Below are 14,136 nucleotides of genomic sequence, written 5' to 3'. Positions count from 1 at the left end.
CCGTCCACGCAGATCCCCACCCTAGGTGCTGCCCGGGCGGACGTCGCGGGCCCACGCCGTCCGGCGGCCCGGCGGCTCGGCGGCCCGGCCGGGAAGTCCACCCGATCCGGTGAGCCGGCCCGGTGCCGTCACCGCCCCGGCGCTGGGTCGGTCGCAGGGCGGGGCCGGGACGGGGCCGGGACGGGCTCGGTCAGGCCTCGACTTCGGTGGCCAGGTTGGCCAGCAGCGTGTCGTAGATCCGGCCGAGGCCCTTGGGCGCGAAGGTGCGCTCGAAGAAGCCACCGATGCCGCCGGCGCCGTTCCACACGGTGGTGACCACGGCCTTGGACTTGCCCTCGCCAGCCGGGGTGACGACCCAGGTGGTGACCATCGAGGAGTTGCGGTCCTTCTCCACCAGCTGGCCGTCGGTGGGCTCGGTGACCTCCAGCAGGCAGTCGCGGACGCGCTTGCTGGTGGCCTGGAGCTTCCAGTGGACGAGGGTGCCCTCGCCGTCGCCGCCCTCGCGCACCTCGTACTCGCTGAAGTGCTCGGGGAGCAGCTTCCCCCGGGTCCCGGCGTAGTCCGCGAGCGCGTCGAACACCGTCTCCGCGTCGGCCGCGATGATCCGCTCCGTGGTGGCCTCGACCTGCGCCATGGCTGTTCCTCCAGCAGTTGTTCTCGCTCGTCGGCCGCAAGCCAACCACCTCCGGGGCGGGCGCCCAAATCCGGGTCACACGCGGGACCTGACGCGGCGTGCGGCGGCCGCCGCACGATCATGGGAACGTTTGTTCTATTCTCGGTCGGAGCTACCGAGGGAGGCGCTCATGCGCTGGGACAATCTGACCGACGGGACCGAGGAGAGGACGGGAGCGCTCTTCGGGGCCGGGTCCGTCGTCACCCGCACCTTCGACACTCCCGAGTTCCGCGGCATCACCTTCCACGAGGTCCGGGCCCGCTCCGCCCTGAACCGGGTGCCCGGCGCCTCGCGGATGCCGTTCGAATGGACGGTGAACCCGTACCGGGGGTGCAGCCACGCCTGCGTGTACTGCTTCGCCCGCAAGACGCACGGCTACCTCGACCTCGACACCGGCATCGGCTTCGACTCCCAGATCGTCGTCAAGACCAACGCCCCCGAGCTGCTGCGCAAGGAGCTCGGCGCGCCCCGCTGGAGCGGCGCGCACATCGCCATGGGCACCAACGTCGACTGCTACCAGCGCGCCGAGGGCCGCTACCGGCTGATGCCCGGGATCATCGAGGCGCTGCGCGACCGCGCCAACCCCTTCTCCATCCTCACCAAGGGCACGCTGATCCTGCGCGACCTCCCCCTCCTGCGGCAGGCCGCCGAGGTCACCGACATCGGCGTCTCGGTCTCCGTCGGCTTCACCGACACCGCCCTGTGGCGGACCGTCGAGCCCGGTACGCCCTCCCCCGCGAGCCGGCTGAACGCCGTACGGACCCTCACCGACGCCGGGATCGAGTGCGGGGTGCTGATGGCCCCCGTCATTCCCTTCCTCGGGGACGCGCCGGAGCAGCTGCGGGCCACCGTCCGGGCGGTCGCCGAGTCCGGCGCGACCTCCGTGACACCCCTGGTACTCCATCTGCGGCCCGGGGCGCGGGAGTGGTTCACGGCCTGGCTGGGCAGCCACCACCCGCACCTGGTGGAGCGGTACGAGCGGATGTACGCGGGCGGCTCCTACGCGCCCACCTGGTACCAGCGGCAGATCACCCGCCAAGTCCACGAACTCGCGGCCGAATTCGGCATCGGGCCGTCCCGGCGCGGCGCCTCCCGCCGCGCCCTCGTCCCCGAGCGCCCGGCCGGGGCAGCGCCCGCCGGGCCGACCCAGCTCACCCTCCTGTGACCGCGGCCGGCGGGGGACGGGTCATCACATCGGGCCAATAGGAGGCGCAATCCCGCCTTCGCGGCGCCGGTTCCGGGACGATTCCGCCCAGAACCTTCGGCTGGGAGGCCCTCATGCTCCGCTCCACGAACCGCCCCGTCACCAAGCGCGCAGCCGTCCTCGTGTCGGTCTCGGTCGCCACCGTCGCCGCGACCCTGGCGAGCCCGGCCACCGTCACGGCCGCCGCCGCCCCGCCGGGCCCGAAGGCCGCCCCGGTCAGCTGGACGGGCTGCTCGACTCCCCGCTACCCCACCCTCCAGTGCGCCTCCCTCAAGGTCCCGCTCGACCACGACCGGCCGGGCGGGCGGCAGATCACCCTCGCCCTGACCCGCGTCCCGCACACCGCCGCCACCTCGCAGGGGCCGCTGCTGGTCAACCCCGGCGGCCCGGGCGGCAGCGGGCGCGGCCTCGCCGGGTACATCGCCGCGACGCTGCCGAAGGACGTCGCCGCCCAGTTCGACGTGATCGGCTTCGACCCGCGGGGCGTCGGCAAGAGCGAGCCCGTCCTGGACTGCGGCGCGGGCCACTTCGCCCCCGTACGGCCGGATTCCGTGCCGCGTGACCCGCAGACCGAGGAGGCCAACCTGAACCGGGTCAAGGCCTTCACCGAGTCCTGCCGGAGCAAGCACGCGGACGTCCTCCCGTACATCGGCACGGTCTCCGCCGCCCGGGACCTGGAGGCGCTGCGCACCGCGCTGGGCGCGCCGAAGATCAGCTACTTCGGCTACTCGTACGGGACCTACCTGGGCGCCGTGTACGCCCGGCTCCACCCGGCCCGGGTGCACCGGCTGGTCCTGGACTCCGTGGTGGACCCGAGCGGGGTCTGGTACGAGGACAACCTCGCCCAGGACCAGGCCTTCGACGCCCGCCACAAGGCGTTCCTGGCCTGGGTGGCCCAGTACGACGAGAAGTACCGCCTCGGCACCGACCCGGCGCGGGTGGAGAACCGCTGGTACGCGATGCGCGAGGCGCTGCGCGAGAGCCCGGCCGGGGGCAAGGTGGGCCCGGCCGAGCTGGAGGACACCTACATGCCGGGCGGCTACTACAACGGCTACTGGCCGAACCTGGCGGAGGCCTTCTCGGCGTACGCGGTGGACAACGACCCGAAGCCGCTGGTGGCGGCGTACGAGCGGTTCGGGGCGGTGGAGCCCTCGGCGGGCAACAGCTACAGCGTGTACTCGGCGGTGCAGTGCCGGGACTCGGCCTGGCCGAAGGACTGGAACACCTGGCGCGCGGACATGTGGGCGACGCACGCCAAGGCGCCCTTCATGACCTGGAACAACGCCTGGTACAACGCGCCGTGCGCGTTCTGGCCGACGGAGCCGCTGGCGGCGCCTGACGTGACCAACGCCGACCTCCCGCCCGCCCTGCTGCTCCAGGCGACGCAGGACGCGGCGACGCCGTTCGGGGGCGCGCTGACCATGAAGCAGAAACTGAAGGGCGCGGCGCTGGTGGTCGAGGAGGGCGGCGGCAACCACGGGATCTCACTGGCGGGCAACAAGTGCCTGGACGAGAAGGTGTCGGCCTACCTGCGCACCGGGAAGGCCACGGACGCCACCTGCGCCCCCCAGCCGGCCCCGAAGCCGGCGGCGCTGACCCGGGCGGTCCCGGCCTCGGCAGGCGGCGCGGCCCTCCACGGCCTCCTGGGCTTCCGCGGCTGACGGACTCCGGGCGGTGCGCCGCTGCCTCGCGGCGGCGGGGGCGGGCTTCGACGACGTGGTGAAGCTGACGTACTTCGTGACGGACGTGGCGCACCTGGCGACGCCGCCCTCCCCGCCGGCCGCCTCCCGGCCCAGGCCTTCGCGATCGTCCCGGCGCGGCCGGGGCGGGATCAGGCCTGAGTCCGGGGCAGCCCGCGCAGGGCGTCCGTCGCCGCCACCGCCAGCCGGGGGTGGGACTGGGCGCGGACGAGGACCTCGCGGGCGCGGGGGTCGGCGAGGGCGCCGAGGCCCTCGACGCAGGCCAGGGCGACGCGCCAGTACGGATCGTTCGGGACCAGCAGCCGCGACAGGGTGGCGATCAGGGCCGGCGCCGACTCCGGGGCGCGCAGGGCGCTGAGCAGCCGGACCGGGTGCAGGGCGTAGGCGGTGCGCAGGCCGTTCGTCGCGAGGGCGGCCGCCGCGCGGGCGGTGCGGGGGTCGTCGAGCACGGCCAGGGCCGCCGCGGCGGCGGCGCAGCGCGGGGCGTCCCGGTGGTTCAGCAGCAGCACCAGCGGCTCGAAGGCCCGCCGGTCCCCGGCCAGCCCCAGCCGGTACGCGGCCAGTTCGCGGGCCCACAGCGGCCGCCCGGCCGAGGTCAGCGAGGCGGCCAGGGCGTCCGGGTCCGCCGTGAGCAGTTCCTCGTACTCCGCCGACTGCCCGGATTCGGTCCGCAGGCGCTCCAGCACGTCGTTCACGCGGCCACCCTAGGGCGACGGCGCGGGCGCCACGCCGGATTCCCCGAGATGGGTGACGCGCGCCCCCGTTGACGATCTGCCGATCCGACGGCCGTTGATCGATGATCGATGATCGGTACATTTGGGCGGTACAGGTCACATCTCCGCGCTCTGGCGCGCCAGTTACCCGCGGGTTACGCTCGCTTCAACACGTACGGGGCCGGCCTGGTGACGCAGCCACCCCGTACCAGTCGGTTCGGTTCGGTACCGGTAGTCCAGGTACCGCTTTCATGCGCTCGGCGCGATCCCCGGGACAGGGTCCGCCGTTCTCCGCCCCCTTTTTTCGGGCATTTTGTGCGGAATCTCAGGCCGCGCGCCGTGCAGCCGCGCGCCTCCCTCAGTCGTCACCCTCATTCACTGGAGTCCCGCGATGGACCGTCCGTCCAGTCAGTCCACCCTCCAGACCATCGCCGTCGTCGGTCTCGGCACGATGGGCACCGGCATCGCCGAGGTCCTCGCCCGAGCCGGCCGCGAGGTCATCGGCATCGACATCAGCGACACCGCCACCCGCCGCGCCACCGCCGCCCTCGCGGCAGCCACGGCCCGCTCCGTCACCAGGGAGCGCCTGACCGAGCAGGAGCGGGAGGGCGTGCTCGCCCGCTTCCGCACCTTCACCGAGCTGAGCGCCGCGGCCGACGCCGACCTCGTGATCGAGGTCGTCCCGGAGAACTACGAGATCAAGCAGCGGCTGTTCCGCGAACTCGACGCGATCGTCCGGCCCGACACCATCCTGGCCACCGGCACCAACGCCCTCTCGGTGACCCGTATGGCCGCCGAGTCGCAGCGCCCCGAGCGGGTGCTGGGCCTGCACTTCTTCAACCCGGCCCCGGCGATGAAGCTGGTCGAGGTCGTCTCCAGCGTCCTGACCGCGCCGCCGGCCGTCGAGGCGGTCACCGAGCTGGCCCGCGAGCTCGGCAAGGAGCCCGTCGCGGTCGGCGACCGGCCCGGTTTCGTCGCCGACGGCCTGCTCTTCGGCTACCTGAACCAGGCCGCCGCGATGTACGAGTCGAAGTACGCCTCCCGCGAGGACATCGACGCGGCGATGCGGCTCGGCTGCGGTCTGCCGATGGGCCCGCTCGCGCTGCTCGACCTGATCGGCGTGGACACGGCCCGTACCGTCCTGGAGGCCATGTACGCCTCCTCCGGCGACCGGCTGCACGCCCCGGCCCCGATCCTCGGCCACCTCGCCGAGGCCGGCCTGACCGGGCAGAAGTCCGGGCGCGGGTTCTACACGTACGAGGCCCCGGGCAGCACGGTGGTCGTCCGCGACCTCCAGACCCCGCTGGACGGGACCCTGCTGGGCGCGAGCCGCCCGGTCTCCTCGGTCGGCGTCGCCGGCTCCGGCACGATGGCGAGCGGTATCGCCCAGGTCTTCGCGCAGGCCGGTTACCCGGTCGTGCTGGCTGCCCGCAGCCAGGAGAAGGCCGATGCCGCGAAGGCCGCGATCAGCAAGTCCTTGGGCCGTGCGGTGTCCAAGGGCCGGCTGACCGAGGAGGCCGCGGCACACACCCTCGGTCTGATCACCCCGGCGGGCTCGCTCGACGCGTTCGCCGACGTGGACCTGGCCGTGGAGGCCGTCGCCGAGGACCTGGCGGTCAAGCAGGAGCTGTTCGCGGGCCTGGACAAGGTCTGCAAGCCGGGCGCGGTGCTGGCCACGACCACCTCCTCGCTGCCGGTGATCGCCGTCGCCCGGGCGACCTCGCGGCCGCACGACGTGATCGGCATGCACTTCTTCAACCCGGCGCCGGCCATGAAGCTGGTCGAGGTGGTCCGTACGGTCCTGACGGCCGACGACGTGCACGCCACGGTCCGCGAGGTCTGTGTGAAGGTGCGCAAGCACCCGGTGGACTGCGGGGACCGGGCGGGCTTCATCGTGAACGCGCTGCTGTTCCCGTACCTGAACAACGCGATCAAGATGGTCGAGCAGCACTACGCGGGGATCGACGAGATCGACGCCGCGATGAAGCTGGGCGGCGGCTACCCGATGGGTCCCTTCGAGCTCCTCGACGTGGTCGGCCTGGACGTGTCGCTGGCCATCGAGAAGGTCCTGCACCAGGAGTTCCGCGACCCGGGCCTGGCCCCGTCGGCGCTGCTGGAGCACCTGGTGGCGGCGGGCTGCCTGGGCCGGAAGACCGGCCGCGGATTCCGTGAGTACGCCCGCCGGTAAGCCGCGTCCCGCCCCAGAGGCGACCGAGCCGGATGCGTGGGGAGGGCTGCTCGGGTCCGCCGGACCCTCACGGCGGACGGGCCCTCCCGACGAGCACTGTGTGCCCAGTGCCGGCCCTCCCCCGCATCCACCCCTGTCCCGCCCCCCTCAGGCGCGCTCCCCGGCGCGAATGAAGTACTTTCGCTCTATGTCCCAGCCCGCCAAGTCCTCGCCCCGCGCCACCACGGCTTCCGACTCCCAGGAGAGCCCGGCCGGCACCAAGGCGGCCGCACAGCGGCTCAAGATGCGCCGCGAGCTCGCCGCGGCCGCGATGGAGCTGTTCGCGACCAAGGGGTACGAGGCGACGACGGTCGACGAGATCGCCGCGACCGCCGGGGTCGCCCGCCGGACCTTCTTCCGGCACTTCCGCTCCAAGGAAGAGGCGATCTTCCCCGATCACGACGACACCCTGACCCGCGCCGAGGCGGTGCTGGACGTGGCCCCGGCGCACGAGCACCCGCTCGACACGGTGTGCCGCGGGATCAAGGAAGTCATGAAGATGTACGCCGCCTCGCCGGCGGTGTCGGTGGAGCGCTACCGGCTCACCCGCGAGGTGCCGGCGCTGCGGGAGCGGGAGATCGCCTCGGTGGCCCGGTACGAGCGGCTGTTCACCCGCTACCTGCTGGCCCACTTCGACGAGCAGGACCACCACGACGGCAACGACGATCCGCTGCTGGCCGAGGTGGCCGCCTCCGCCGTCGTCACGGCCCACAACCACGTGCTGCGGCGCTGGCTGCGGGCGGGCGGCCAGGGGGACGTGGAGGCGGAGCTGGACCACGCCTTCTCGATCGTGCGCAAGACCTTCGGCTCGGGCATCGGCGCGGGCCGCACGCAGAACGCGGCGGCGGCCCCGGCCGCGCCGGCGGAGGTCCGTACGCAGGGCGAGGTACTGGTGGCGGTGGCCCGTACGGACGCCCCGCTGGACGAGGTCATGCGGACCATCGAGGAAGCACTCAGGAACAAGCAGTAGTCACGCACATCACAGCGGCCGCTCCCGTGTCGGGGGCGGCCGCTTTCGTTTGTCCGACTTGCCCCTACTCATCGGTAACTCTGATCGATCATCGCTCATCTGCGCAGGTCAATCGGCAAATGAGAGAAAGTTTTGGCACGCGGTGCCTTGCTGAGTGACACGGGGTGCCATACGTTGAATGTGTCCGGACGTCCCCGCGACCCCCGCCCCACCCGGCGGTGGGACGCGCCCCGGATGCCTGCGTCACCAGGCCTGGGCACGCGCCCCATCACAGGCGTCGCCCGCTCCACGCTCCGCCGATCCGACGGCACCTCGCAGCACCACACACCAGATCCGAACGCACTCGCGTATCCCTCAGCGCACCCTCAGCGCTCGCCGGAGGCACACCGTGAAGGACATCCTGGACGCGATCCAGTCGCAGGCCGCCACCACCGACGACTTCGCGGCCCTGCCGCTCCCCGACTCCTACCGCGCGATCACCGTGCACAAGGACGAGGCGGAGATGTTCGCGGGGCTCACCACCCGCGAGAAGGACCCCCGCAAGTCCCTGCACCTCGACCAGGTCCCGGTTCCCGAACTCGGCCCGGGCGAGGCCCTGGTGGCCGTCATGGCCTCCTCGGTCAACTACAACTCGGTCTGGACCTCGATCTTCGAGCCGGTGTCGACCTTCAGCTTCCTGGAGCGTTACGGCAAGCTGAGCGACCTCAGCAAGCGCCACGACCTCCCGTACCACGTCATCGGCTCCGACCTCGCGGGCGTCGTGCTGCGCACCGGCCCCGGCGTCAACTCCTGGAAGCCGGGCGACGAGGTCGTCGCCCACTGCCTCTCGGTCGAGCTGGAGTCCTCCGACGGCCACAACGACACGATGCTCGACCCCGAGCAGCGCATCTGGGGCTTCGAGACCAACTTCGGCGGCCTGGCGGAGATCGCCCTCGTCAAGTCGAACCAGCTGATGCCCAAGCCCGACCACCTCAGCTGGGAGGAGGCCGCCTCCCCCGGCCTGGTCAACTCCACCGCCTACCGCCAGCTGGTCTCCCGCAACGGCGCCGGCATGAAGCAGGGCGACAACGTCCTGATCTGGGGCGCCAGCGGCGGCCTCGGCTCCTACGCCACCCAGTTCGCCCTGGCCGGCGGCGCCAACCCGATCTGCGTCGTCTCCAGTGAGCAGAAGGCGGACATCTGCCGCTCGATGGGCGCGACGTCGATCATCGACCGCAACGCCGAGGGCTACAAGTTCTGGAAGGACGAGCACACCCAGGACCCCAAGGAGTGGAAGCGCTTCGGCAAGCGCATCCGCGAGCTGACCGGCGGCGAGGACATCGACATCGTCTTCGAGCACCCCGGCCGCGAGACCTTCGGCGCGAGCGTCTACGTCACCCGCAAGGGCGGCACCATCACCACCTGCGCCTCGACCTCGGGCTACATGCACGAGTACGACAACCGCTACCTGTGGATGTCGCTCAAGCGCATCATCGGCTCGCACTTCGCGAACTACCGCGAGGCCTGGGAGGCCAACCGCCTGATCGCCAAGGGCAAGATCCACCCCACCCTCTCGAAGGTCTACTCCCTGGAGGAGACCGGCCAGGCCGCGTACGACGTCCACCGCAACCTCCACCAGGGCAAGGTCGGCGTCCTGGCGCTGGCGCCCGAGGAGGGCCTGGGCGTGCGCGACCACGAGATGCGCGCGACGCACCTCGACGCGATCAACCGCTTCCGCAACGTCTGAGATCGTTCAAGGGCCAAAGGGACAGCCTGAGATGACAGAGCGCCAGAAAGACCGTCCGTGGCTCATGCGGACGTACGCCGGCCACTCCACGGCCGAGGCGTCCAACGAGCTGTACCGCCGCAACCTCTCCAAGGGCCAGACCGGCCTGTCGGTCGCGTTCGACCTGCCGACGCAGACCGGCTACGACCCCGACCACATCCTCGCCCGCGGCGAGGTCGGCCGGGTCGGGGTCCCGGTCTCCCATCTGGGCGACATGCGGCGGCTGTTCCAGGACATCCCCCTGGAGCAGATGAACACCTCGATGACGATCAACGCCACCGCCATGTGGCTGCTGGCGCTCTACCAGGTGGCAGCCGAGGAGCAGGGCGCGGACATCGCCCAGCTCCAGGGCACCACGCAGAACGACATCGTCAAGGAGTACCTCTCGCGCGGGACGCACGTCTTCCCGCCCGGGCCCTCGCTCCGCCTGACGACGGACATGATCGCGTACACGGTCAACCACATCCCCAAGTGGAACCCGATCAACATCTGCTCGTACCACCTCCAGGAGGCCGGGGCCACCCCGGTCCAGGAGATCTCGTACGCGATGTCGACCGCGATCGCCGTGCTCGACTCCGTGCGCGACTCGGGGCAGGTCCCCGAGGAGCGCTTCGGCGAAGTGGTCGCCCGTATCTCGTTCTTCGTGAACGCGGGCGTCCGCTTCATCGAGGAGATGTGCAAGATGCGCGCCTTCGGCCGCATCTGGGACAAGGTCACCCGCGAGCGCTACGGCATCGAGAACGACAAGCAGCGCCGCTTCCGGTACGGCGTCCAGGTCAACTCGCTCGGCCTGACCGAGGCGCAGCCGGAGAACAACGTCCAGCGCATCGTCCTGGAGATGCTGGCGGTCACCCTCTCCAAGGACGCCCGCGCCCGCGCCGTGCAGCTGCCGGCCTGGAACGAGGCGCTGGGCCTGCCCCGGCCCTGGGACCAGCAGTGGTCGCTGCGCATCCAGCAGGTCCTGGCGCACGAGAGCGACCTGCTGGAGTACGAGGACATCTTCGCCGGATCCCACGTCATCGAGGCCAAAGTCGACTCCCTGGTCGCCGACTGCCTGGCCGAGATCGACCGGATCCAGGAGATGGGCGGCGCGATGGCCGCCGTCGAGTCCGGGTACCTGAAGGGCGAGCTGGTCGCCTCGCACGCCGAGCGGCGCGCCCGGATCGAGGCCGGCCAGGACAAGATCGTCGGCGTCAACTGCTTCGAGCAGACCGAGGAGAACCCGCTGACGGCCGACCTGGACGGCGCCATCATGACGGTCGACCCGGCCACCGAGGCGCTGACCGTGGAGCGGATCCTGCGCTGGCGGACCGAGCGGCAGGAGTCCTCGGAGCGGCAGGGGAACGGCGACCCGTTCGTCTTCCCGACCGTGATGCAGGCCCTGGACCGGCTGAAGGAGGCCGCCGCCGGGACCGAGAACCTGATGGAGGCCACCCTGGAGTGCGCCCGCGCCGGTGTCACGACCGGCGAGTGGGCCAACGCCCTGCGCGAGGTGTTCGGCGAGTTCCGGGCCCCGACCGGGGTCTCCTCCGCCCCGGTGGCCGTCACCGCCGAGGAGGGCACTCCGATGGCCCTGGTCCGCGCGAAGGTCTCCCGTACCGCCGAGGACCTCGGCTCCGGGCGGCTGCGGCTGCTGGTCGGCAAGCCCGGCCTGGACGGGCACTCCAACGGCGCCGAACAGATCGCCGTGCGGGCCCGTGACGCCGGTTTCGAGGTGGTCTACCAGGGCATCCGGCTGACGCCCGAGGAGATCTCGACGGCGGCGCTGGCCGAGGACGTCCACTGCGTGGGACTGTCCATCCTGTCCGGGTCGCACAGCGCGCTCGTCCCGGACGTACTGGAACGCCTCCGCGCGGCGGGGGCGGGTGACATACCCGTCGTCCTCGGCGGCATCATTCCGAATGCCGACGCCATCGCGCTCAAGGCGGCCGGAGTCGCGGCCGTCTTCACACCCAAGGACTTCGGTATCACGGAGATCATCGGCCGTATCGTCGACGAGATCCGGAAAGCGAACAAGCTCGACCCTCTGGAGGTCCCCGCATGACCACGCCCTCGTCCCCGGTCAACCGGCTGCGGCCGCGCCGCTCCTGCCTCGCGGTTCCCGGCTCGAACCCGCGGTTCCTGGAGAAGGCCCAGGGCCTGCCGGCCGACCAGGTCTTCCTCGACCTGGAGGACGCCTGCGCCCCGCTCGCCAAGGAAGGCGCCCGCCACACGATCGTGGACGCGCTGAACAACGGCGACTGGACGGGCAAGACCCGGGTCGTGCGCGTCAACGACTGGACCACGCACTGGACGTACCGGGACGTCATCACGGTCGTCGAGGGCGCCGGCCAGAACCTCGACTGCATCATGCTGCCGAAGGTCCAGGACGCCCAGCAGGTCGTGGCGCTGGACCTGCTGCTGACCCAGATCGAGAAGACGATGGGCTTCGAGGTCGGCAAGATCGGCATCGAGGCGCAGATCGAGAACGCCAAGGGCCTGGTCAACGTCGACGCGATCGCCGGCGCCTCGCCGCGGCTGGAGACCATCATCTTCGGGCCGGCCGACTTCATGGCCTCCATCAACATGAAGTCCCTGGTCGTGGGCATGCAGCCGCCCGGCTACCCGGCGGACGCCTACCACTACATCCTGATGCGGATCCTGATGGCGGCCCGCATGCACGACCTCCAGGCGATCGACGGCCCCTTCCTCCAGATCCGCGACGTGGACGCGTACCGCGAGGTGGCCGGCCGGGCGGCGGCGCTGGGCTTCGACGGCAAGTGGGTGCTGCACCCGGGCCAGGTCGACGCGGCGAACGAGGTCTTCTCGCCCTCCCAGGAGGACTACGACCACTCCGAGCTGATCCTCGACGCCTACGACTGGTGCACCTCCGAGGCCGGCGGCAAGAAGGGCTCGGCCATGCTCGGCGACGAGATGATCGACGAGGCGAGCCGCAAGATGGCCCTGGTCATCGCGGGCAAGGGCCGCGCGGCCGGGATGCAGCGCACCACCAAGTTCGAGATCCCGGAGGCCTAGGACCATGCAGTTCGGACGCACGTACGAAGAGTTCGAGGTCGGCGCGGTCTACAAGCACTGGCCCGGGAAGACGGTCACGGAGTACGACGACCACCTCTTCTGTCTGCTGACCATGAACCACCACCCGCTCCACATGGACAGCAACTACGCCGAGAACACGACCGACTTCGGCAAGAACGTGGTCGTGGGCAATTACATCTATTCCCTGCTGCTCGGCATGTCGGTGCCGGACGTCTCCGGGAAGGCCATCGCCAACCTGGAGATCGAGTCCCTGCGGCACGTGGCGCCCACCTTCCACGGCGACACGATCTACGGCGAGACCACGGTCCTCGACAAGACCCCGTCGAAGTCGAAGAACGACCGCGGCATCGTCTACGTGGAGACCAAGGGCTACAAGCAGGACGGCACCCTCGTCTGCGTCTTCCGGCGCAAGGTGATGGTCCCGACCGAGACGTACATCAAGGAGCGCGGCGGCGAACAGCCCGGCCGCCCGCAGCTGAAGGAACAGGGGAAGTAGCCATGGCCCGACTCGCCCAGACCGCCGGGCTCACCGACGTCCAGCGGGAGATCCTGAAGACCGTCCGGGAGTTCGTCGACAAGGAGATCATCCCGGTCGCGACGGAACTCGAACACCGTGACGAGTACCCGCAGCAGATCGTCGACGGACTCAAGGAACTCGGCCTGTTCGGGCTGATGATTCCCGAGGAGTACGGCGGTCTGGGTGAGTCGTTGCTCACCTACGCGCTGTGCGTGGAGGAGATAGCGCGTGGCTGGATGTCCGTCTCGGGCATCATCAACACCCACTTCATCGTGGCGTACATGCTCAAGCAGCACGGCACGCAGGAGCAGAAGGACCACTTCCTCCCCCGGATGGCGCTGGGCGAGGTGCGCGGCGCGTTCTCGATGTCCGAGCCGGCGCTGGGCTCGGACGTGTCGGCCATCACGTCCAAGGCGGTGAAGGACGGCGACGAGTACGTCCTGAACGGCCAGAAGATGTGGCTCACGAACGGCGGATCGTCGACCCTGGTGGCCGTTCTGGTCCGGAGTGACGAAGGACACCCCGAGGGCACGGCGCCCCACAAGTCGATGACGACCTTCCTCGTCGAGAAGGAGCCGGGCTTCGGTGAGGTCCGTCCGGGCCTGACCATCCCCGGCAAGATCGACAAGATGGGCTACAAGGGCGTCGACACGACCGAGCTCATCATGGACGGACTGCGCATTCCGGCCAATCGTGTGCTCGGAGGCCAGACGGGCCGAGGGTTTTACCAAATGATGGACGGGGTCGAGGTCGGCCGCGTGAACGTGGCCGCCCGTGGCTGTGGCGTCGCTCAGCGTGCTTTCGAGCTGGGTGTCTCTTATGCCCAGCAACGTCACACTTTCGGCAAGGCGATCGCCGAGCACCAGGCAATCCAGTTCAAGCTGGCCGAGATGGCTACCAAGGTCGAAGCCGCCCATGCGATGATGGTCAATGCAGCACGCAAAAAGGACTCTGGGGAACGAAACGACCTCGAAGCAGGGATGGCGAAGTACCTCGCCTCCGAGTACTGCAAGGAGGTGGTGGAGGACGCCTTCCGTATCCACGGTGGCTACGGCTTCTCGAAGGAGTACGAGATCGAGCGCCTCTACCGGGAAGCCCCCATGCTCCTGATCGGTGAAGGTACCGCCGAGATCCAGAAAATGATCATCGGGCGACGCCTGCTCGAGGAGTACCGGCTCCAGGGCTGAATGTACCTTTTGCGGCGAATCCTTCTGGGGTTCGTCGCAAAAGAGTCACTGCCAGTCACTGGCCGACGGCCATCGACTCGGCTTCTGGCTTGCCCAGTTGTTGCGCGCAACCGATAGCATTCCAGGAAAGCCGCCGTCCCGTCC

11 protein-coding genes and 1 pseudogene are annotated in these 14,136 nt (G+C 70.4%); 10 read left to right on the top strand and 2 right to left on the bottom strand.

The window, feature by feature from the left end:
* Positions 1–190: 190 nt before the first annotated feature.
* The gene (locus tag IE248_RS07760; protein ID WP_008737888.1) at positions 191–634 is read right to left on the bottom strand and encodes an SRPBCC family protein; all 444 of its coding nucleotides are present in this window, start codon (positions 632–634) and stop codon (positions 191–193) included.
* Between the two features lie 169 nt (positions 635–803).
* Between IE248_RS07760 and IE248_RS07755 the strand changes: the two genes are divergently transcribed.
* From IE248_RS07755 to IE248_RS37225, 3 genes and pseudogenes are all read left to right on the top strand, one after another.
* Entirely contained in the window at positions 804–1,838 is a 1,035-nt protein-coding gene (locus IE248_RS07755) for an Rv2578c family radical SAM protein (RefSeq protein ID WP_073796881.1), read from the top strand.
* 113 nt (positions 1,839–1,951) lie between these two features.
* On the top strand, positions 1,952–3,538 hold the full coding sequence (locus IE248_RS07750; RefSeq protein WP_190030249.1) for an alpha/beta hydrolase: 1,587 nt from the start codon (positions 1,952–1,954) through the stop codon (positions 3,536–3,538).
* 13 nt (positions 3,539–3,551) lie between these two features.
* Positions 3,552–3,635, top strand: a pseudogene (locus IE248_RS37225) (RidA family protein); the annotation flags it as partial.
* A 73-nt stretch (positions 3,636–3,708) separates the two neighbouring features.
* On the opposite strand, the gene IE248_RS07745 reads toward IE248_RS37225, so the two are convergent.
* Positions 3,709–4,272 carry a hypothetical protein gene (locus IE248_RS07745; protein ID WP_073796883.1) on the bottom strand — a complete coding sequence of 188 codons (564 nt, stop codon included), beginning with the start codon at positions 4,270–4,272 and terminating at the stop codon, positions 3,709–3,711.
* Positions 4,273–4,681: 409 nt separating this feature from the next.
* On the opposite strand from IE248_RS07745, the gene IE248_RS07740 reads away from it, so the two are divergent.
* The 7 genes from IE248_RS07740 to IE248_RS07710 all read left to right on the top strand — a co-directional run bounded on the left by IE248_RS07740 (position 4,682) and on the right by IE248_RS07710 (position 13,992).
* The gene (locus IE248_RS07740) at positions 4,682–6,478 is read left to right on the top strand and encodes a 3-hydroxyacyl-CoA dehydrogenase family protein (protein ID WP_073796884.1); all 1,797 of its coding nucleotides are present in this window, start codon (positions 4,682–4,684) and stop codon (positions 6,476–6,478) included.
* 187 nt (positions 6,479–6,665) lie between these two features.
* On the top strand, positions 6,666–7,487 hold the full coding sequence (locus IE248_RS07735) for a TetR family transcriptional regulator (RefSeq protein ID WP_008737899.1): 822 nt from the start codon (positions 6,666–6,668) through the stop codon (positions 7,485–7,487).
* A 388-nt stretch (positions 7,488–7,875) separates the two neighbouring features.
* A complete protein-coding gene (ccrA, locus tag IE248_RS07730; protein WP_073772478.1) occupies positions 7,876–9,213 on the top strand; it encodes a crotonyl-CoA carboxylase/reductase in 1,338 nt (445 codons plus the stop codon).
* 31 nt (positions 9,214–9,244) lie between these two features.
* A complete protein-coding gene (locus tag IE248_RS07725; RefSeq protein WP_190030248.1) occupies positions 9,245–11,296 on the top strand; it encodes an ethylmalonyl-CoA mutase in 2,052 nt (683 codons plus the stop codon).
* On the top strand, positions 11,293–12,267 hold the full coding sequence (locus tag IE248_RS07720) for an HpcH/HpaI aldolase/citrate lyase family protein (RefSeq protein ID WP_100580360.1): 975 nt from the start codon (positions 11,293–11,295) through the stop codon (positions 12,265–12,267). The genes IE248_RS07725 and IE248_RS07720 overlap by 4 nt, the downstream gene beginning before the upstream one ends.
* Before the next feature lie 4 nt (positions 12,268–12,271).
* The gene (locus IE248_RS07715; RefSeq protein WP_030155134.1) at positions 12,272–12,784 is read left to right on the top strand and encodes a MaoC family dehydratase; all 513 of its coding nucleotides are present in this window, start codon (positions 12,272–12,274) and stop codon (positions 12,782–12,784) included.
* A gap of 2 nt (positions 12,785–12,786) precedes the next feature.
* The gene (locus tag IE248_RS07710) at positions 12,787–13,992 is read left to right on the top strand and encodes an acyl-CoA dehydrogenase family protein (RefSeq protein WP_031158096.1); all 1,206 of its coding nucleotides are present in this window, start codon (positions 12,787–12,789) and stop codon (positions 13,990–13,992) included.
* The last annotated feature ends 144 nt before the right edge of the window (positions 13,993–14,136 follow it).

The sequence above is a fragment of the Streptomyces goshikiensis genome (assembly GCF_014650555.1).
GTDB classification, from domain to species: domain Bacteria; phylum Actinomycetota; class Actinomycetes; order Streptomycetales; family Streptomycetaceae; genus Streptomyces; species Streptomyces goshikiensis.
This window is presented reverse-complemented; position numbering and strand designations above follow the sequence as displayed.